Annotated in this window: 16 protein-coding genes and 1 pseudogene; 10 read left to right on the forward strand and 7 right to left on the reverse strand. The window is 75.8% G+C overall.

Annotated elements, in window-relative coordinates; translation table 11 throughout:
• Positions 1-25: 25 nt before the first annotated feature.
• Together ABZ716_RS06645 and ABZ716_RS06650 are read right to left on the reverse strand one after the other, a co-directional pair.
• Positions 26-511 (reverse strand): indole-3-glycerol phosphate synthase, encoded by a 486-nt coding sequence (locus ABZ716_RS06645; protein WP_355972813.1) that lies wholly within the window; start codon positions 509-511, stop codon positions 26-28.
• A 129-nt stretch (positions 512-640) separates the two neighbouring features.
• Complete coding sequence (locus tag ABZ716_RS06650) at positions 641-1423, reverse strand: pyrimidine reductase family protein (RefSeq protein ID WP_358812129.1); 783 nt, start codon at positions 1421-1423, stop codon at positions 641-643.
• Between the two features lie 36 nt (positions 1424-1459).
• On the opposite strand from ABZ716_RS06650, the gene zapE reads away from it, so the two are divergent.
• From zapE to ABZ716_RS06670, 4 genes and pseudogenes are all read left to right on the forward strand, one after another.
• The gene (gene zapE, locus ABZ716_RS06655; RefSeq protein WP_358957133.1) at positions 1460-2566 is read left to right on the forward strand and encodes a cell division protein ZapE; all 1107 of its coding nucleotides are present in this window, start codon (positions 1460-1462) and stop codon (positions 2564-2566) included.
• Positions 2567-2626: 60 nt separating this feature from the next.
• Positions 2627-3052: an OsmC family protein gene (locus tag ABZ716_RS06660; protein WP_358812131.1), complete on the forward strand. Its 426-nt coding sequence runs from the start codon at positions 2627-2629 to the stop codon at positions 3050-3052.
• A 180-nt stretch (positions 3053-3232) separates the two neighbouring features.
• Positions 3233-4113 (forward strand): annotated as a pseudogene (locus ABZ716_RS06665) (PPK2 family polyphosphate kinase).
• Between the two features lie 17 nt (positions 4114-4130).
• The gene (locus ABZ716_RS06670) at positions 4131-5024 is read left to right on the forward strand and encodes a polysaccharide deacetylase family protein (protein ID WP_358957135.1); all 894 of its coding nucleotides are present in this window, start codon (positions 4131-4133) and stop codon (positions 5022-5024) included.
• 38 nt (positions 5025-5062) lie between these two features.
• On the opposite strand, the gene ABZ716_RS06675 is transcribed toward ABZ716_RS06670, so the two are convergent.
• The 3 genes from ABZ716_RS06675 to ABZ716_RS06685 are packed head-to-tail and all read right to left on the reverse strand — an operon-like array spanning position 5063 to position 7298.
• Positions 5063-5719, reverse strand: a complete 657-nt coding sequence (locus ABZ716_RS06675) for an ABC transporter (protein ID WP_358957138.1) — start codon at positions 5717-5719, stop codon at positions 5063-5065.
• Positions 5716-6627, reverse strand: coding sequence for an ATP-binding cassette domain-containing protein (locus ABZ716_RS06680; RefSeq protein WP_358957444.1), 912 nt, complete (start codon positions 6625-6627; stop codon positions 5716-5718). Before ABZ716_RS06680 ends, ABZ716_RS06675 begins: the two co-directional genes overlap by 4 nt.
• Positions 6624-7298, reverse strand: a complete 675-nt coding sequence (locus ABZ716_RS06685; RefSeq protein WP_358957141.1) for an AIM24 family protein — start codon at positions 7296-7298, stop codon at positions 6624-6626. The genes ABZ716_RS06680 and ABZ716_RS06685 overlap by 4 nt, the downstream gene beginning before the upstream one ends.
• A 71-nt stretch (positions 7299-7369) precedes the next feature.
• Between ABZ716_RS06685 and ABZ716_RS06690 the strand changes: the two genes are divergently transcribed.
• The 4 genes from ABZ716_RS06690 to ABZ716_RS06705 all read left to right on the forward strand — a co-directional run bounded on the left by ABZ716_RS06690 (position 7370) and on the right by ABZ716_RS06705 (position 12573).
• Positions 7370-8119: an aminoacyl-tRNA hydrolase gene (locus tag ABZ716_RS06690; RefSeq protein WP_358957143.1), complete on the forward strand. Its 750-nt coding sequence runs from the start codon at positions 7370-7372 to the stop codon at positions 8117-8119.
• 189 nt (positions 8120-8308) lie between these two features.
• The gene (locus ABZ716_RS06695) at positions 8309-9598 is read left to right on the forward strand and encodes a DUF692 domain-containing protein (RefSeq protein WP_358957147.1); all 1290 of its coding nucleotides are present in this window, start codon (positions 8309-8311) and stop codon (positions 9596-9598) included.
• Positions 9595-10668, forward strand: coding sequence for a TIGR04222 domain-containing membrane protein (locus ABZ716_RS06700; protein ID WP_358957150.1), 1074 nt, complete (start codon positions 9595-9597; stop codon positions 10666-10668). Before ABZ716_RS06695 ends, ABZ716_RS06700 begins: the two co-directional genes overlap by 4 nt.
• A gap of 111 nt (positions 10669-10779) precedes the next feature.
• The gene (locus tag ABZ716_RS06705) at positions 10780-12573 is read left to right on the forward strand and encodes an alpha/beta fold hydrolase (RefSeq protein ID WP_358957153.1); all 1794 of its coding nucleotides are present in this window, start codon (positions 10780-10782) and stop codon (positions 12571-12573) included.
• Between the two features lie 117 nt (positions 12574-12690).
• Here ABZ716_RS06705 and hemQ read toward each other — a convergent pair whose 3' ends face one another.
• Together hemQ and hemG are read right to left on the reverse strand one after the other, a co-directional pair.
• Positions 12691-13404, reverse strand: a complete 714-nt coding sequence (hemQ, locus tag ABZ716_RS06710; RefSeq protein WP_042813891.1) for a hydrogen peroxide-dependent heme synthase — start codon at positions 13402-13404, stop codon at positions 12691-12693.
• A gap of 23 nt (positions 13405-13427) precedes the next feature.
• A complete protein-coding gene (gene hemG / locus ABZ716_RS06715) occupies positions 13428-14933 on the reverse strand; it encodes a protoporphyrinogen oxidase (RefSeq protein ID WP_358957156.1) in 1506 nt (501 codons plus the stop codon).
• Positions 14934-15090: 157 nt separating this feature from the next.
• Between hemG and ABZ716_RS06720 the strand changes: the two genes are divergently transcribed.
• Together ABZ716_RS06720 and ABZ716_RS06725 are read left to right on the forward strand one after the other, a co-directional pair.
• Positions 15091-16080 carry a DUF4349 domain-containing protein gene (locus tag ABZ716_RS06720; protein ID WP_358957159.1) on the forward strand — a complete coding sequence of 330 codons (990 nt, stop codon included), beginning with the start codon at positions 15091-15093 and terminating at the stop codon, positions 16078-16080.
• Positions 16081-16151: 71 nt separating this feature from the next.
• Positions 16152-17534, forward strand: coding sequence for an FAD-dependent oxidoreductase (locus ABZ716_RS06725; protein ID WP_358812141.1), 1383 nt, complete (start codon positions 16152-16154; stop codon positions 17532-17534).
• The last annotated feature ends 4 nt before the right edge of the window (positions 17535-17538 follow it).

The raw sequence follows: 17538 nt of genomic DNA on the forward strand, positions 1-17538 counted from the left end.
AGGGGTGGGGCGCTCCCGCCCCAGCCTATTCGTTGTGGGCGAAGAGCTTGAGCACCGGAACGCCGACCTTGTGCCGCGCGCGGGAGGCCCAGTCCCGGTGGAAGAACTCCTCGACGAAGTGCGGGGCGGTCAGGACGATCACCTCGTCGGCGTTCGTCTCGTCGACGACGGCCTTGAGTCTGTCGAGGGGGCCGTGCTCGACGATCTGCCCGACGGCCGTGGCCCCCTTCTTCCGCAGGGCCCCGAGCGAATGTTCGAGGGCTTGTGCGGCGGGCCCCCGGGCGGCGTCGCCCTCGGGCACGTCCGCCTCGCGGAGGGCTTCGGGGAGCTCGCCGAGCGCTACGTCGTCGATGGCGCGGAGCAGCCGGTCCTGGTCGCCCCGGGGCTGCATGAGGACGACGAAGGAGACGGGGTCGTCTCCGTGCAGGCTGGTGACGAAGTCCACGTCCACCGTGGTCAGCGGCTGCTCGATCATCAATACGCTCGTGAACACGGACGCCCTCTCCTTCATGCGCGCAGGCCGGTCGGCCGGCCCCTGCGGAAACCATCCTGCCCCGCTGTGGCACGGGGCGTGCGCAGGTATACGTGCCCAGCTACGTACCCGTCGGAAGCTAAGCGGAACGCGAAATTCCGCTCCTTGTCAGATCCGACGGTAGCTCGTGAAGAGGAACCCGGCCTCTTCCAGCACGGAGGCCGGCGCGAGCCGGTGCGGAACCGTGACGGAGGGCCCGCCGGCGATCCTCTGGGCGTCTCCCGCGGTGAGCATCGGGGAGATCGTCAGGCACAGCTCGTCCAGCGCGTCGGCGGCCACGAACTGGCCCAGCAGCCGGGGGCCGCCCTCGGTCAGCTGCCGGCACAGCCCCCGCGCGGCGAGCTCCCGTACGGCTCGCGCCGGGTCCACCGCCGCCCCCTCGCCCGCCACCACGACCTGGGCCCCGGCCGCGGTGGCCTCCGCGACCCGGTCGGCGGGGGCGCCGGCGCCGGTCAGCAGCAGGGTGGGCACCAGGGGGGAGGTGAACAGGGGCAGGCCGAAGTCCAGGTCCAGGCTGGCGGTGACCACCGCGATGGCCGGGGCGGGGCCCTGCCCGGCGGCCTCGCGGCGGGCGGCGAAGGCGTCCCGGGCGCGGGCCGGGCGGTAGCCCTCCTGGCGAACCGTTTCCGCGCCGGCGATCACCACATCGGCCAGCGCCCGCAGGGTGCCGAAGATCCGCATGTCGGTCTCGCCGGAGATGGGGTGCGAGCGTCCGTCGTGCTGGGCGGCCCCGTCCAGGGTCGAGACCATGTTGGCGCGCAGCCAGTGCCCGCCGGGGGCGAGATCGGGGTAGGCGTAGGCTTCCGCCAGCTCGTCCAGCGACCACTCGCGGTCGGCCTGGGCCCCGGCGGGGGCGGATGTCTGATCGGTCACAGGGAACAGGCGTCGCATCGGTGCAGTGTGACACGCCCCGTAGAGTTAAGAGCTGTGTCAACATCACTCTCCACCTCCGGTCCTGCCTCCGGGCAGCCCCCGATAGCCGACGCGGGCCCCCTGGCCCTGTGCGCCCGCGAGCCGCGTGTGCCCGCCGAACGGCTGGTGGCCGAGATGGTCCCGCCGCCGCGCTTCGACTCGGTGCGCTTCGACACCTACAACCCCGACCCGGCCCAGCCGAGCCAGGCCGAGGCCGTCACCGTGCTGAGCGGTTTCGCCGCCGGTCTCGGCGGGGCGCACGCCAGCGGCTCCGGCAAGCGCAGGTGGTTCCAGAAGAAGGCACCCGCCCAGGCCGCCGGCCCGCGCGGGGTCTACCTCGACGGCGGCTACGGCGTCGGCAAGACCCACCTGCTGGCCTCCCTCTGGCACGCCACCCCGGCCGAGCCCGCGCTCAAGGCGTTCGGCACCTTCGTGGAGCTGACCAACCTGGTCGGCGCGCTCGGCTTCCAGCAGACCGTGCAGACCCTCGGCGGGCACCGGCTGCTGTGCATCGACGAGTTCGAGCTGGACGACCCGGGCGACACCGTCCTCGTCTCCTCCCTGCTCAGCCGCCTGGTCGAGCAGGGCGTGGCGCTGGCCGCCACCTCCAACACGCTGCCCGGGAAGCTGGGCGAGGGCCGGTTCGCCGCCGCCGACTTCCTGCGCGAGATACAGGGGCTGTCCGCGCATTTCCGGCCGCTGCGCATCGACGGCCAGGACTACCGCCACCGCGGCCTGCCCGAGGCCCCCGCGCCCTTCTCCGACGAGCAGGTCACCAAGGCCGCGTACGCCACCCCCGGCGCGAGCCTCGACGACTTCCCGGGGCTGCTGGACCACCTGGCCAAGGTGCACCCGAGCCGCTACGGCGCGCTCACCGACGGCATCGCCGCCGTCTGCCTGACCGGCGTCGTCCCCGTGCCGGACCAGTCGACGGCGCTGCGCCTGGTCGTGCTGGCCGACCGGCTGTACGACCGGGAGGTGCCGGTACTGGCCTCCGGTATGCCCTTCGACCGGCTGTTCAGCGAGGAGATGCTGGCCGGCGGTTACCGGAAGAAGTACTTCCGAGCCATATCGCGGCTCACCGCGCTCGCCCGCGACGCAAAACCCCTGGTGTCCCAGTAGGTTGGGACGGCCGGGCGCTCCTCGTGGCCCGGCCGTTTCCACTTCTGCGAAGGGATCACCATGGCCACCACGCGTACGTCCCACACCGTCTGGGAAGGCAACCTGCTCAAGGGCGCCGGCACCGTCACCCTCGACTCCTCGGGCCGGGGCTCGTTCGAGGTCTCCTGGCCCTCGCGCGCCGAGGCCGCGAACGGCAAGACCAGCCCCGAAGAGCTGATCGCCGCCGCGCACTCCAGCTGCTACTCGATGGCGCTCTCCCACGGCCTCGACGGTGCCGGCACCCCGCCCACCCGCGTGGAGACCAAGGCCGACGTGACCTTCCAGCCCGGTGAGGGCATCACCGGCATCCACCTGACCGTGCGCGCCGAGGTCCCCGGCCTGGACGCGGAGGGCTTCGCCGCCGCCGCCGAGGACGCGAAGAAGAACTGTCCGGTCAGCCAGGCCCTGGCCGGTACGACGATCACCCTGAGCGCCGAGCTCGTCTGATCCCTGCCCCCTCGTCACCGCCGGGCCCGGGCGCGTACGCCGCGCGCGGGCCGGTGGTGTGCGGACGGGGCCCCGCGGGGTGAAGCGCCCGGGCGCGCGCACCCGCCGCCCGGGCGGCGGCGCGGGTGCGGCGCGGTATCCGGCGTGGTACCACGGTCACCTGACCGGGGAGGTGACGCCATGAGCGGGAGCAAGAGCGTCAAGGGTGCGGGCGGGACCCCGCTGCGGGAGCTGCTGCGGGTCCGGCCGGAGCCGGACGGCCTCGTCGGCCTGGGGGCGTACGACCCCTCCGCCCTCCCGGCGGGCCCCCGGGACAAGGCCGCCGGACGGGCCGCCACCGCCGCCCTGGCCAAGCCGCTCGCCGGACTCCAGGAACGGCTGTACGCCGCCGCCACCGCCGGTGACCGCCGCCGGCTGCTGCTCGTGCTCCAGGGCATGGACACCTCCGGCAAGGGCGGCACGGTGAAACACGTGATCGGCCTCTTCAACCCCTCCGGCTGCCGCATCACCGGCTTCAAGGCGCCCACCCCCGAGGAGAAGGAGCACCCCTTCCTCTGGCGGGTCGAGAAGGCGCTGCCACGGGCGGGGGAGATCGGCATCTTCGACCGGTCGCACTACGAGGACGTCCTGATCGCCCGCGTCCGCGCGCTGGCCCGGCCCGAGGTCCTGGAAGGCCGGTACGAGGAAATCAACGCCTTCGAACGCGCCCTCGCCGACGACGGCGTGACACTGGTGAAGGTCTTCCTCCACATCGGCTTCGAGGAGCAGCGCGCCCGGCTGCTGCGGCGGCTGGACCGTCCCGACAAGCGCTGGAAGTTCGACCCCGGCGACATCGGGGAACGCCGGCTGTGGCCCGCGTACCAGGAGGCGTACGAGCGGGTCCTGGAGCGCTGCTCCACGCCCGCCGCGCCCTGGTACGTGGTCCCCGCGAACCGCAAGTGGTACCGCGACTGGGCGGTCAGCGGGCTGCTGCTCTGGAGCACCTGGAGGAGATGGATCCGCACTACCCGCCGGCCCGGTTCGACGTCGAGGCGTGCCGTGCCCGGCTGATGGCCGGATAGTCATATATTTTGCCTGAGTGACCCTTTCTGTACGTACAGTGGCCGCCGCGGCCGCGCTCGGCGCCGTCCTCACGGGATGCGGGGGCGGCGCGGGCGCCCCCCAGGGCGCGGGCCAGGCCCGGATGGGCACCCCCGCCGCCTCCGGACCCGCCGCCGCGTCCACCCCGTCCGCCTCCGCCTCCGCCTCCCCGCAGGCCGGTGCGCCCGCCCGGGTGCCCACGCTGGCGCCCGGGCCGAACGGTCTGACCCCGGTCTTCGAACGGGCCCGGCAGCGGACCGAGAAGACCGTGGCCCTGACCTTCGACGCCGACATGACCTCCGATCAGGGCCCCCGCGCCGCCTCGGGGGAACGCTTCGACAACCCCGAGCTGATCGCGACCCTGCGCCGGCTGAAGGTGCCGGCCACCGTGTTCATGACGGGGCGCTGGGCGGAGGAGTACCCGGACCAGGCGAAGGCCATCGGCACCGACCCGGGCTTCGAGGTCGCCAACCACTCCTACAGCCACCACGCCTTCAAGTCCCCCTGCTACGGGCTGCCCGCGCTCGACGCGCCCGCCGCCCGGGCCGATGTGGACCGGGCCTTCGCCGCCTTCAAGCAGGCCGGGGCGGTCAACACCGTGCCGTACTTCCGCTTCCCCGGCGGCTGTTACGACGACCGGGCGCTGCGCGCGCTCGCCCCCGCCAAGGTGACCGCCGTCCAGTGGGACGTGGTCAGCGGGGACGCCTTCGCCAAGGACCCCGACGCGGTGGCCGAGCAGGTGCTCGCCGGGGTGAAGCCGGGCTCGGTGGTGGTCATGCACTGCACGCGCAGCGCGGCGCCGGTCACGGAGCAGGCCGTCGAGAAGATCGTGCCGGAGCTGCGCAAGCGGGGGTACCGCTTCGTGAAGGTGTCGGAGCTGATGGGGAAGTAACGTTCCGCCAGGTTCGGCGGCCTGGAGAGCGAGTCTTCTCAGCCCCGGCGGGCGCTCGCCAGGCACGCCGCCGCCCCCGCCGCGCCGGCCAGCAGCAGCGCCCCCGCCGGCGCGGCCGGCGACAGGGCCGGCTCCGCGGCGCCCGCCCGCGCGGCGCCGATCAGCACGGACACCGCGGCCCGGGCCGGGGAGAAGGGCGCCACCCAGGCCAGCAGGGAGCAGACGGCCGCCCCGAGGACGGCGAAGCCGCGCCCCGCCACCAGCGGCGGGCTCCACACCGCCCCCACGGCCGCCCCCGTCAGCGCGCACACCGCCACCGCCCCCGCCCCGGCGAGGACGGCCGGCCCGGCGGCGTGTCCGCCGAGGTCGCCCGCCAGCAGGGTGTAGGCCGCGGCGAGCACGCCGGTGAGCAGGGCCGCGCCCAGGCCGGTCAGCAGGGCCGCCGCGCGCACCCGGGAGGGGCCTGCCGCCGCGGCGGCGCAGGCGCGGGCCGCCGGGGGCTCGGCGGTGACGCAGATCCGCACCAGCCAGGCCGTCAGCGGGACCAGCCCGGCGGCGGCGTAGCCGAGGGAGTCCAGGGTCCGGTCGCCGGGCCGGACGCCGATCGCCACGAAGGCGGCGTACACGGCGAACGGGGCGAGCCAGCGCTGGGAGCGCAGCAGCAGCGCGCCCTGGTAGCGGAGCAGAGCGGTCACGGGAGTTCCTCCACGGCGCGGATGTGCCAGGGCGGCCGGGCGGTGAGCAGCTCGCGCAGCACGGCGTCGGAGCGGTCGGCGCCGACGGTCAGCAGGATCCCGCCGCCGGGGGCGGGCACGGCGCCCCGCGGCGGGCGACTGCCGGGCGGCCCGGCCGCGTGGATCCGTACCGCGGACGCCGTGTTCCGCGCGGCGGGCGCCGGCTCCCCCGCGCCGGACCGCAGGTCCCCTTCCGCCGGCGGCCGGTCTCCCCCGGCCCCGGCGGCCACCGCGCCGGCCCCCGCCGCGGGTTCCGCGGCGGCGGCCACGAGCGTCCCGGCCCGCACCCGGTAGCGGGCGTCGGGCAGGCCGGCGAGGCGGCCGGGGTCGTGGTCGACGAAGACCACCGTGCCCCCGGCGGCGGCGCGTTCGGCGACGGCGCGGTCAAGTTCCGCCCGGGCGGCCGTGTCCAGGCCGGTCCACGCCTCGTCCAGGACGAGCAGCCCGGGCTCGGCGAGCAGGGCCTGGGCGACGGCCACCTTCTGGCTGGTCCCCTTGGACAGCGCGGCCATCGGGGTGCGGCCGTACGCGGCGGCGCCGAACCGCTCCAGCCGCTCGGCCGCCCGCCGGGCCGCCTCGGCGCCGGTGAGGCCGTGCACCCGGCCGAGGTGGGTCAGATAGGCCAGGACGGTGAGCGGCAGGGCGGCGGGGAACCGCTCGGGCACGTACGCGGTCCGGCGCGGGCGGCCGGTGATCCGCCCCTCGGTCGGGGTGTCGATACCGGCAAGAATCCGCAGCAGGGTGGACTTGCCGCCGCCGTTGCCGCCCTCGATCCGGACGAGGGAGCCGGGCGGCAGCTCCGCCTCGACCCCGCGCAGCACCCAGGGCCCCCGCCTGCCGTAGCGGCGGCCCACGCCCGTCAGCCTCAGTGCGCCGCCGCCGTCTCGGTGAGCTCGCTGGGCCGGACGATGACGAAGCCCTCGCCGCGCAGCATCAGCTGGACGGCCTCGCCGGAGCCGCCGCGGATCATCGAGCCGACAGACTGGGAACGGTGCAGCCCGGTCTCCAGGTGGGCGCTCCAGCCGACGACCGCGTCCGCGTCCACGTAGACCGGCGACTGCGCGGTGACCGGGATGATGATCGGGTTGCCGTCGCAGACGACGGCGAGCTTGCCGGTGCCGGTGAAGAGGCTGTTGAAGAGGCCGCCGCCGGTCATCCCGGCGCCCTTGACCATCTTTATCTCGTACGACAGCGTCGCGTCGAAGCACAGCACGTTGCGCCCGTTGATGGTGAGGGCGTCGCCGGGTTCGAAGTCGATGAGGAAGCAGTTGCCGGCCTGGTGGGCGAACCACGCCTCGCCCTGCCCGCGTACGGACATCAGGGCGAGCCCCTCACCGGTGACGGCCCGCTTGAGCATGCCGCCGATGCCCTGGCCCTTGCGCTCGAACTGGAGGTTGCCGCGGAAGGCGACCATGGAGCCCTGCCGGGCGAGCATCTCGCCGTTGACGGCGTACTTGACGGACTTGGCGTTCTGCAGGGTCATCCCGGGGGCGGCGGCGGGCTGGGCCAGGTTCTCACCGGCGAAAAGGTCGCTCTTCATGGACCCGATCCTCACCCGCCCCGGCCCCCCGGGACATCCTCCTCAAGGCGGAGCCTGGCATCCTTGGCGGGATGAGCAGCCAGCACACGAACCCGACCTCAGGGGTACCCGCGGTGGGGGCGGACAGCCCCTTCCGCAAGGACCACGAACGGCGCGACGAGGCACCGCAGTTCGTCCTGCCGCTGGTCGTGCGGATCGAGAAGGCCGAGCCGCCGGCCCGGACGGACGCGCTGGAGACGGCGGCCCGGGCGGTGCTGGTCCTCCTCACGGACGAGCGCGCGCAGGGCGAGGGCGACTGGGCGCGGGCGGTGCGGGACTGGCAGGACGCGCGGATCCGCAAGGTGGTGCGCCGGGCGCGCGGCGCGGAGTGGCGCAAGGCAGCCGCCCTGCCGGGGGTCACGGTCCAGGGGGCGGCCTCCGAGGTACGGGTCTTCCCGCCGGTCCCGCTGGACGGCTGGCCCAAGGAGCTGGCCAAGCTCCAGGTGTCGGGCACCGACCTGGACGACCCGCAGCCGCCGCCCGCTCCGGAGCCGGGCGTGCCGGTGCTGTGGCTGAACCCGGAACTCGGCATGTCGGCCGGCAAGGCGATGGCCCAGGCGGGCCACGCGGCGCAGCTGGCCTGGTGGGAGCTGACCGAGGCGGAACGCGCCCTGTGGCGGGTCTCGGGCTTCCGCCTGGCCGTCCGCACCGCCCCGCGCGAGCAGTGGGCGCAACTGACCACCAGCGGCCTCCCGGTGGTCCGTGACGCGGGCTTCACGGAGATCGCCCCGGGCAGCTGCACCCTCGTGGCGGACCACCCGGCCCTGCGGTCCCGGCTGTGAACCGGCGGGAGCCGGTGTCCGGGCCGCCGCCCGCGGCCGGCGACCGGTACCGGGGCTGAGGCGATCCGCCGCCGTGGCGGTGGGGCGGGAACCTCAAATGTTGCTCTGAACGTCCCCTCGCGGTGGTTGGCCCGTTCGCGGGCGGGCCATCACTTCGGCACAGAGTCCTGGAGAGGGGGCGAGGGGGACATGAAGCCCATGGCACGCCTGGGGGTGGGCATCGGGTGGAGGCCGGAGATCGCCGAGGCGGTCGAGCGGCTGGAGGGGCTGGACTGGGTCGAGGTGGTGGCCGAGAACGTGTGCCCGGGCCATCTGCCCGAGTCCCTGGTGCGGTTGCGCGAGCGGGGCGTACGGGTCGTGCCGCACGGGGTGTCCCTCGGGATCGGGGGCGCCGACCGGCCCGACGCGGGGAAGCTGGCCGCCCTCGGGGAGCGGGCGGTGGCGCTGGGGGCGCCGCTGGTCACCGAGCACATCGCCTTCGTGCGGACCTCCTCGCCCGCGCTGGAGGCCGGGCACCTGCTGCCCGTGCCCCGGACCCGGGACGCCCTGGACGTCCTGTGCGAGAACGTGCGGATCGCCCAGGACGCCCTCCCGGTGCCGCTGGCACTGGAGAACATCGCCGCGCTGGTGTCCTGGCCCGGGGAGGAGCTGACCGAGGGCCGGTTCCTGACCGAACTCGTCGAGCGGACGGGCGTACGGCTGCTGATCGACGTGGCGAACCTGCACACCAACCGGGTCAACCGCGGCGAGGACCCCGCCGCCGTACTGGACGCGATCCCGCTGGAGGCCCTGGCGTACGTGCACGTGGCGGGGGGTGTGGAGCGCGACGGCGTCTGGCACGACACGCACGCCCACCCCGTGCCGCCGGTGGTGCTCGACGTGCTGGCGCGGCTGCGCGAGCGGGTCGACCCGCCGGGCGTCCTGCTGGAGCGGGACGACGACTTCCCCGGGGAGCGGGAGCTGGCCGGGGAGCTGGAGCGGATCCGCGCGGTGGTGGCGGACGGCGGCGTACGGGCGTCGGTACGGGAGCCCGTGGCCGTACGGGACGGGGCCGCCGGGAGCGCCGGCGAGGCCGCACGGACGCGGGTGGGGCTGGGGCAGGCCGCGCTGCTGTCGGCGCTGGTCGCCGGAACGCCGGTGCCCGAGGGGTTCGACCGGCAGCGGGTGCGGATCCAGGCGCGGGCGCTGGCCGCCAAGCGGGCCTCGGTGGTGGCGAAGGTCGCGCCCGAACTGCCGGGGATCCTCGGCGGACCGGACGCCTACCGCACCGCCTTCCTGGCGTACGCGCGGCGGCGGCCGATGACGGTCGGATACCGGCGCGACGCACTGGACTTCGCGGAGCACCTGCTGGTCCGCGACCTTCCCGAGGACCCGGCCGCGCGGCGCCGGCTCACCGCCTGGTGGCGGGAGCGGGCCGGGGCCCGGCCGCCCCGGCGGATCGTGCGCTGGGCGCGCGCGCTGGCGGGGCGGGCGCGGTGAACGTGCTGGCGGTGGCGGTGTGGGCCCCCGTCCTCCTGTCGAGCCTCGGGCTGCTGCTCGGGCTCCGGCGGGGGCGGTCGGCCGGGGCCCCGGAGGTGTACGACCTGTCCGAGGCCGCGTTCCTGGCGGGCGGGCCCGGAGCGGTGGTGGACGCCGCGCTGGTCGCGCTGCTCGGCGACGGCCGGCTGGTGGCGGGCGGCCCGGGCATCGTCCAGGAGGGGCGGCGGGCGGGCGGGGCGGACCCCGCCGAGCGGGCCGTGCTGGCGGCCCTGCGGGCGGCGCCGTCCGGCTGGCTGTACCAGGTGCGGTACGCCGCCATGCTGGACCCGGCGGTGCAGGAGACCGGGGACGCCCTCGCGGCGCGGGGGCTGGTCGCACCGCCCGGGACGGGGCGGGGCCTGCGGCGCTGGGCGCTGGTGCAGACGGTGGTGTGCGGGGCCCTGATCCCGCTGGCGCTTCCGCTGGTGTTCCTGGCCCTGGCGCTGGCGGAGGGGGCGCGGGCGGTGTCCTTCCTTCCGCTGCCGCCGGTCCTGGTGGGCGGTGTCGTGGTGGGCGCGGTCTGCGCCGGGCGGGCCCGGCGGCGGGTGACCCCGGCGGGCCGGGCCGCGCTGAAGCGGGCCCGGGCGCGGTACGCCGCCGACCAGAGCCCGGCGGTGCGGACGGCGCTGTTCGGGCTGCGGGGGCTGCGGGACCCGGGGCTGCGGGCGCAGCTGGTGCCCGCGGCGCGCGGTACCCGGCTGGCGGCGGCCCAGGCGCGGGGGCGGGCCGGCGCCGCGCGGTCCTCCCGTGGGCGGGACTCGTCCGACTCCTGCGGGTCCTCGTCCGCCGACCTGGTACCCGTGCTGTGGTGCGCCGCGAGCGACGGCGGCGGGTCCTCCGGGTCCGGAGGCTGCGGGGCGGGCTCCAGCTGCGGCGGTTCCGGTTCCGGCGGCGTTGGCTGCGGAGGGTCCAGCGGCTGCTCCAGCGGGTCCAGTTGTTCCAGCGGGTCGAGCTGTTCGAGCGGATCCAGCTGTTCCAGCGGGTCCAGTTGCGGCAGCTCGTCCGGTTCCAGCTGCTCCAGCAGTTCCTGAGGCCGGCTTGGTGCAACCGGGGGGACCCGGGCCGACACCCCGGCGGCGTGCCTGTACAGCGGGGCACTCCTGACGTCTCATCAGACAAGACGATGAGACGAAGGGGTCGCCATGCGGACGCGGACGACGCTCGCACGCTACGGAGCCGCCTCGGCGGCCCTCTGCCTCACCCTGTGCGCCCCCGCCGCCCCGGCCCGGGCGAGCGGCCCCGGCGGTCCCGACGGCCCCGGCGTTCACGGCCCCGGCCCCGACCGGGTCGCCGCCGAGGACGCGGGGGCCGAGCTGGTGGCCCGCCGGGTGGCCGCGGCCGCCGCCCTGCGGCCGGTCACCGGGGCCGCCGGTGCCCCCGCGCCGGGCACCCGGCCCACCCAGGGCTCCCGCCCCGTGATCCGCCCCATGCCCCGCCCCGCCGCCCCCGAGGGCACCCGCCCGCTGGAGTTCCAGCCGTGCCCCGCCGCCGAGGAGCTCCCCGCGCCCGTCCGGTGCGCCACCCTGCGGGTCCCGCTGGACTACGCCCGCCCCGACGGCCCGCAGATCTCCCTCACCGTCAGCCGGATCCCCGCCTCCGGCCGCGGGGGCGCCGTCCGGCAGGGCGCGCTCGTGTTCAACCCCGGCGGCCCGGGGGCCTCGGGGACGTACTTCCCCCTGCTGGCCGGCCGCCCCGCCTGGACCCGGATCGCCGCCGCCTACGACCTGGTCGGCTACGCCCCGCGCGGAGTGGGCCGCTCCGGCGGGCTGACCTGCCAGGACCCCGCAGAACAGCCGAAAGGCCCCACGCAGGTGCCCGCCGAGCCCTCCGCCGCGTACAAGCGGGAGCGGCTGGCGGCCGCCCGGGCCTACGCCGAGGGCTGCGCCCGGCACGCCGGAGCCGCCCTGGCGCAGTACACCACCCTGAACAACGCCCGCGACCTCGACGTGCTGCGGGCCGCCCTGGGCGAGCGGCGGCTGAGCTTCGTCGGGGCCTCGTACGGCACCTACCTCGGCGCGGTGTACGCCACCCGCCACCCCGACCGGGTGCGCCGTATGGTGTTCGACTCGGCGGTGGACCCGGACCCGCGGCGCGTCTGGTACCTGGACAACCTCGGCCAGGCAGAGGCGTTCGAACGCCGCTGGGCCGACTTCCGCGCCTGGACGGCCCGCCACGACGCCGTGTACGGGCTGGGCCCCACCGCCCGGGCGGTACAGGAGAGTTACGACAAGGTCCGCGCGGCCGTGGCCCGTACCCCGGCCGGCGGCCTCGTCGGCACCGGTGAGCTCCAGGCGGCCTTCCTCCAGGCGGCGTACTACGACGACGTGTGGCCGGAGCGGGCGGCGGCCCTCGCGGCGTACCTGCGCGGGGACCCGGCCCCGCTGGTCGGCCAGGCGGCCCGTGACCCGGCGTCGGCCGGGGAGGCGGCCAACACGACGGCGGTGTACACGGCGGTGCTCTGCAACGACGCCCCCTGGCCCGCCGACTGGCAGACCTGGGACCGCGACAACAGCGAACTGGCCCGCCGCGCCCCCTTCGAGACCTGGTCCAACGCCTTCCTGAACCTGCCCTGCGCCGACTGGCCGGTGCGCGAGCGGCAGCAGCCAGTCACCGTCGGGGAAGCGCCGGACGGGCCGCTCCCGGGCACGCTCATCGTGGCGGCGGAACGGGACGGCGCGACTCCGTACCCCGGAGCGCTGGAGCTGCAACGGCGCCTGGGCGCCGGGGCCGCGCTGGTGACGGAGCGGGCGGCGGGCGCCCACGGCGTGGCCGGCGGACGCAACGCGTGCGTGGACCGGCATGTGGAGCGGTACCTGCTCACAGGGGCCACCCCGGGGTGGCGTGTGACATGTGCGCCGCATCCGGAGCCCGCACCGGTGACACTGGACGAGGGGGCAGCGAGCGCTCCCAGGGCGCTGCTGCCGCCACTCGTCTGAACTTCCGGGCGGGATCTCCGGCTGCGTCGTTTCGGGGGCAGGGCCTCCCGATCCACCGGAGGGCGCTCCCGTCGCGGGAGCGCGGTCGTCCTCCGGTCCTTCCCCCCAGGGGAGGTATCAGGCGAGCCCGGCCACCAGATCGGCGACGGACTTGCGGCGACCGGTGTAGAAGGGCACCTCTTCGCGGACGTGCATCCGCGCCTCGGAGGCACGCAGGTGACGCATGAGGTCGACGATGCGGTAGAGCTCGTCGGCCTCGAAGGCCAGCAGCCACTCGTAGTCGCCCAGGGAGAAGGAGGCGACGGTGTTGGCGCGCACGTCCGGGTAGCCGCGGGCCATCTTGCCGTGGTCGGCGAGCATGCGGCGGCGGTCCTCGTCGGGCAGCAGGTACCAGTCGTAGCTGCGCACGAACGGGTAGACGCTGACGTAGTCGCGGGCGACCTCGTCGGCCAGGAAGGCCGGGATGTGCGACTTGTTGAACTCGGCGGGGCGGTGCAGGGCCATGTTCGACCACACCGGCTCCAGCGCGCGGCCCAGCTTGGTGCGGCGGAACAGGTTGTAGGCGGTCTGCAGCTCGTCCGAGGTCTCGGCGTGCCACCAGATCATGATGTCCGCGTCGGCGCGCAGGCCGGAGACGTCGTAGGTGCCCCGGACGGTGATGTCCTTGGCGGCGAGCTGGTCGAACAGCTCCTGGACCTCGTCGGCGTAGCCGCTGCGGTCCTCCGGCAGGACGTCCTTCAGCTTGAAGACGGACCACAGGGTGTAGCGGATGACCTCGTTGAGGTCCTTCGCCTTCTTCCCCGCATTGGGAATCTTCTCTGGTGCAGTCATGTGTCCATTGTCCCGTGTGCTGATCAGTGGTCGGTGCCAGGGGTGGCCATCGAGGCCGTGACGGCGTCCGCCGCCTTTGCGGCACTGGCGATGCAGGCCGGGATCCCGACGCCGTCGTAGAGGGCTCCGCAGACCGCGAGGCCGGGCAGGGCGGCCACGGCCGCCCGGATCCGGGCGACGCGGGCGAGGTGGCCCACCGGGTACTGGGGCAGTCCGCCGTCCCAGCGGGTGACGGTGGACGCCACCGGGCGGGCGGCCAGCCCGACGGCCTCGCCGAGGTCGGTGAGGGAGACGTCGACGAGTTCCGCGTCCTCGCGCCCCAGATCGGCCTCGTCCCCGTGGCGGCCGACGGAGGTCCGCAGCAGGAAGAGGTCCGGATCGGCGCCGGCCCAGGCCCACTTGTTGCTGGAGAAGGTGGACGCCTTGATCGTGCGGCCGTCCACGGGCGGTACGAGGAACCCGCTGGCGCTCCCGTCGGCGATCGCGGGGGGCAGGTCGCGGCGGCGGAAGGCCAGGGTGACCAGGGCCATGGAGGCGTACTCGGCCTCGCGCAGCCCGGCGGCGGCCGCGGGGGCGAGGGGGTCGAGGAGCACGGCGGCCGGGGCGGCGGGGGTGGCGAGGACCACGCCGTCGGCGTCCAGGGCCTCGGTGTCGGTGGTGACCCGCCAGCCCCGGGGCGTACGGCTGACGGCGCGCGCGGGGGTGGAGGTGAGGAGGTGGGCCCCGGCGGCCCGGCAGGCGTCGGCGACGGCGAGCGGGAGCCGGCCGATGCCGCCGGAGATCCCGGCGAAGAAGGCGCCGGTGGCGCCGGCGCCGGTGACGGTGGTCCGCTCGGCGGCCGCGCGGGCCGCGGCCCCTTCCTGGAGGGCGCGGACGGCGGCGGTCAGGGTGGGGTGGGTGCGGACGGCGTCGAAGAGGGCGGGGACGGCGGCGCGCATCGAGATGCGGTAGGCGTCACCGGCGTAGACCCCGCCGAGCAGCGGTTCCACCAGCCGGTCCACGACCTCGCGGCCCATCCGGGCGGCGACGTACGCCCCGACGGCGACGTCCTCGCCCACCTCGGCGGGCGGCAGGCCGGTGTCGGCGCCGATCCGGGCCAGGCCCTCGGCGGACAGCACCCCGGAGGCGGCGAGCGGGGCCGTGTCGCCGGGGACGCCCATCACATGGCCGCGGGGCATGTCGCGCAGCGCGCCCCGGGTCCACAGCCGGGCGGTGGCCGTCGCCGGGGGCTGGAGGTCCTCGCCGAGGCCGACGGCTCGGGCCAGGTCCAGGGCCTCGGGGCGCCGGGCCAGGACGGACTCGGCCCCGAGGTCGACGGGCAGGCCGGCGAGCTCGCCCGCGTACAGCTTGCCGCCGAGGCGCGGGCCGGCCTCCAGGAGGGTGACGCGGACGCCGTCGGCGAGCAGCCGGTGGGCGGCCGCGAGGCCCGCGATGCCGCCGCCGATGACGACGACATGACGGGACGGGGCCGGCCGGCCCGTCCCGCTCGTGCGCGCGCCCGCTTCCGTACGCGTGTCCGCTTCGTGCATGGACCCATGGTCGCAGACCGGCCGCCGCGGCCAGAACGCGTCCGAGGCCCGAACGTGACCGCATCGGAACCGGGTCGGGATCCGGGAGGCGAAACCCGGGGCGGCGACGCGTACGTCGAAGCGGTGACATCCGCCGCACATCCGGGGGTACTTGACGATGCACACGTTCAGCGGACGGCACCGCGCGACGGCCGCCCTGGCCGGCCTGGCCCTCGCCGGAGGGCTCGCGCTCGCGGGCTGCGGCGCCGGAGACGGGACCTCCTCCTCCGCCCGCCCGGCCGCGGCGGGGCCCGGGGAGGCGGCCCAGGGCAAGCCGGGAGCGGGGGCGGCCGCTTCCCCGGCGGCCCAGGGCCAGGCCCCGGCCCCCGTCCGGCCGAACGTCATCCGTACGGGGAAGCTGGGCATCGAGACGGCCGAGCCGCAGAAGGCCGTCGCCGCCGCCCGGACGGCGGCCGAGGGCGCGGGCGGCTACGTGGGCGCGGAGACCACCGACCGGGGCGCTGACGGGCGCGTCACCTCCACGCTGACCCTGCGGGTGCCCGGGGAGCGGTTCGACGCGGTGCTGGCCGCTGTGGAGGGCAGCGGGAAGCTGCTGAACCGGAAGGTGGAGGCGCAGGACGTCACCGAGAAGGTCGCCGATGTCGACAGCCGGGTGAAGTCGCAGCAGGCCAGCGTGGCGCGGGTGCGGGAGATGATGGAGAAGGCGTCCGCGCTCAGTGATGTGGTCATGCTGGAGAGCGAGCTGAGCCGGCGCCAGTCGGACCTGGAGTCCCTGCTGGCCCAGCAGAACGCGCTGAAGGACCAGACCGCCATGGGCACGATCACGGTGTCGGTCTCGCAACCCGCTCCGGCGCCGGTGGAGAAGGAGCCCAAGGACGGTCGGCGGCCGGGCCTGGGCGATGCCCTGGCCGGCGGCTGGTCGGTGTTCGTACGGCTCGTGGGCTACCTCGGGCTCGCGGTCGCGGCGGTGCTGCCCTTCGCCGTCACCGCCGCCCTGCTGGCCTTCGGGTTCCGGGTCTACCGCAGGTTCCGCCCGGCGAAGCCGGGGACGGGCCCGCGGTGGATCCTCGTACCCCGCCGGGCCGCAGGGCCGGCCCCGGCTCCGGCGGCCGGCGCGGAGGGCGGCACGGAGGGCGGCGAGGACTGACGGCCCGTCCGCCCGTAGCGTGTCCCCGTACTGGACAGACGACGGCGCACGGCGCGGAGGGCGGACGAGAGATGGCGGCGGAACGACTGGTGGTGGTCGGCGGTGACGCGGCGGGAATGTCCGCCGCCTCCCAGGCACGGCGGCTCAAGGGGCCCGGGGAGCTGGAGATCGTCGCCTTCGAGCGCGGGCACTTCACCTCGTACTCGGCCTGCGGCATCCCCTACTGGATCGGCGGCCAGGTCGCCGAGCGGGACGACCTGGTCGCCCGCACCCCCGAGGAGCACCGCGCCCGGGACATCGACCTGCGCACCCGCACGGAGGTCCTGGAGCTGGACCTGCCGGGCCGCCGGGTGCGCGCCCGGGACCTGGACAGCGGCGAGGAGTCCTGGACGGGCTGGGACAAGCTGGTCCTGGCGACCGGCGCCCGCCCGGTCCGCCCGAAGCTGCCGGGGATCGGCGCGCACGGGGTGCACGGGGTGCAGACCCTGGACGACGGCCAGCGCCTGATGGACTCCCTGGAGCGGACGCCGGGCCGCCGGGCGGTGGTGGTCGGCGCGGGCTACATCGGCGTGGAGATGGCCGAGGCCCTGGTGCACCGGGGCTACGAGGTCACCGTCCTGCACCGGGGCCCGCAGCCGATGGCCACGCTGGACCCGGACATGGGCGCCCTGGTGCACAGCGCGATGAACGCCATGGGCATCGTGACGGTCTCCGGCGCCGAGGTGGTGAAGATCCTCGCGGACGAGGAGGGCCGGGCCCGGGCGGTGGCCACGGCGACGGGGGACGAGTACCCGGCGGACGTGGTGGTCCTCGGCCTCGGCGTGGAGCCGCGCACCGCACTGGCCCGGGAGGCGGGACTGCCGCTCGGGGAGTCGGGGGGCCTGCTGACGGACCTGTCGATGCGGGTCCGGGGCCACGAGGACGTCTGGGCGGGCGGCGACTGCGTGGAGGTGCTGGACCTGGTGGCGGGCCGCGACCGGCACATCCCGCTGGGCACCCACGCCAACAAGCACGGCCAGGTGATCGGCTCCAACGTGGGCGGGGGCTACGCGACCTTCCCCGGCGTGGTCGGCACGGCGGTCAGCAAGGTCTGCGACCTGGAGATCGCCCGGACGGGCCTGCGCGAGAAGGACGCGCTGGCGGCGGGGCTGCGCTTCGTGACGGCCGCGATCCGCTCGACCAACACCGCCGGGTACTACCCGGGGGCGGCGGAGATGACGGTGAAGATGCTGGCGGAGCGGCGCACCGGGCGGCTGCTGGGCGTCCAGATCGTGGGCGGCGCCGGCTCCGCGAAGCGGGTGGACATCGCGGCGGTGGCCCTCACGGCCGGGATGACGGTGGACCAGGTCGTCACCCTGGACCTGGGCTACGCCCCGCCGTTCTCCCCGGTCTGGGACCCGGTCCTGGTCGCGGCCCGCAAGGCCGTCTCGGCGGTGCGGGCCGCGGGGGTGTAGCGCG

Source organism: Streptomyces sp. NPDC006687 (assembly GCF_040636215.1).
In the GTDB taxonomy this organism is placed as follows: domain Bacteria; phylum Actinomycetota; class Actinomycetes; order Streptomycetales; family Streptomycetaceae; genus Streptomyces.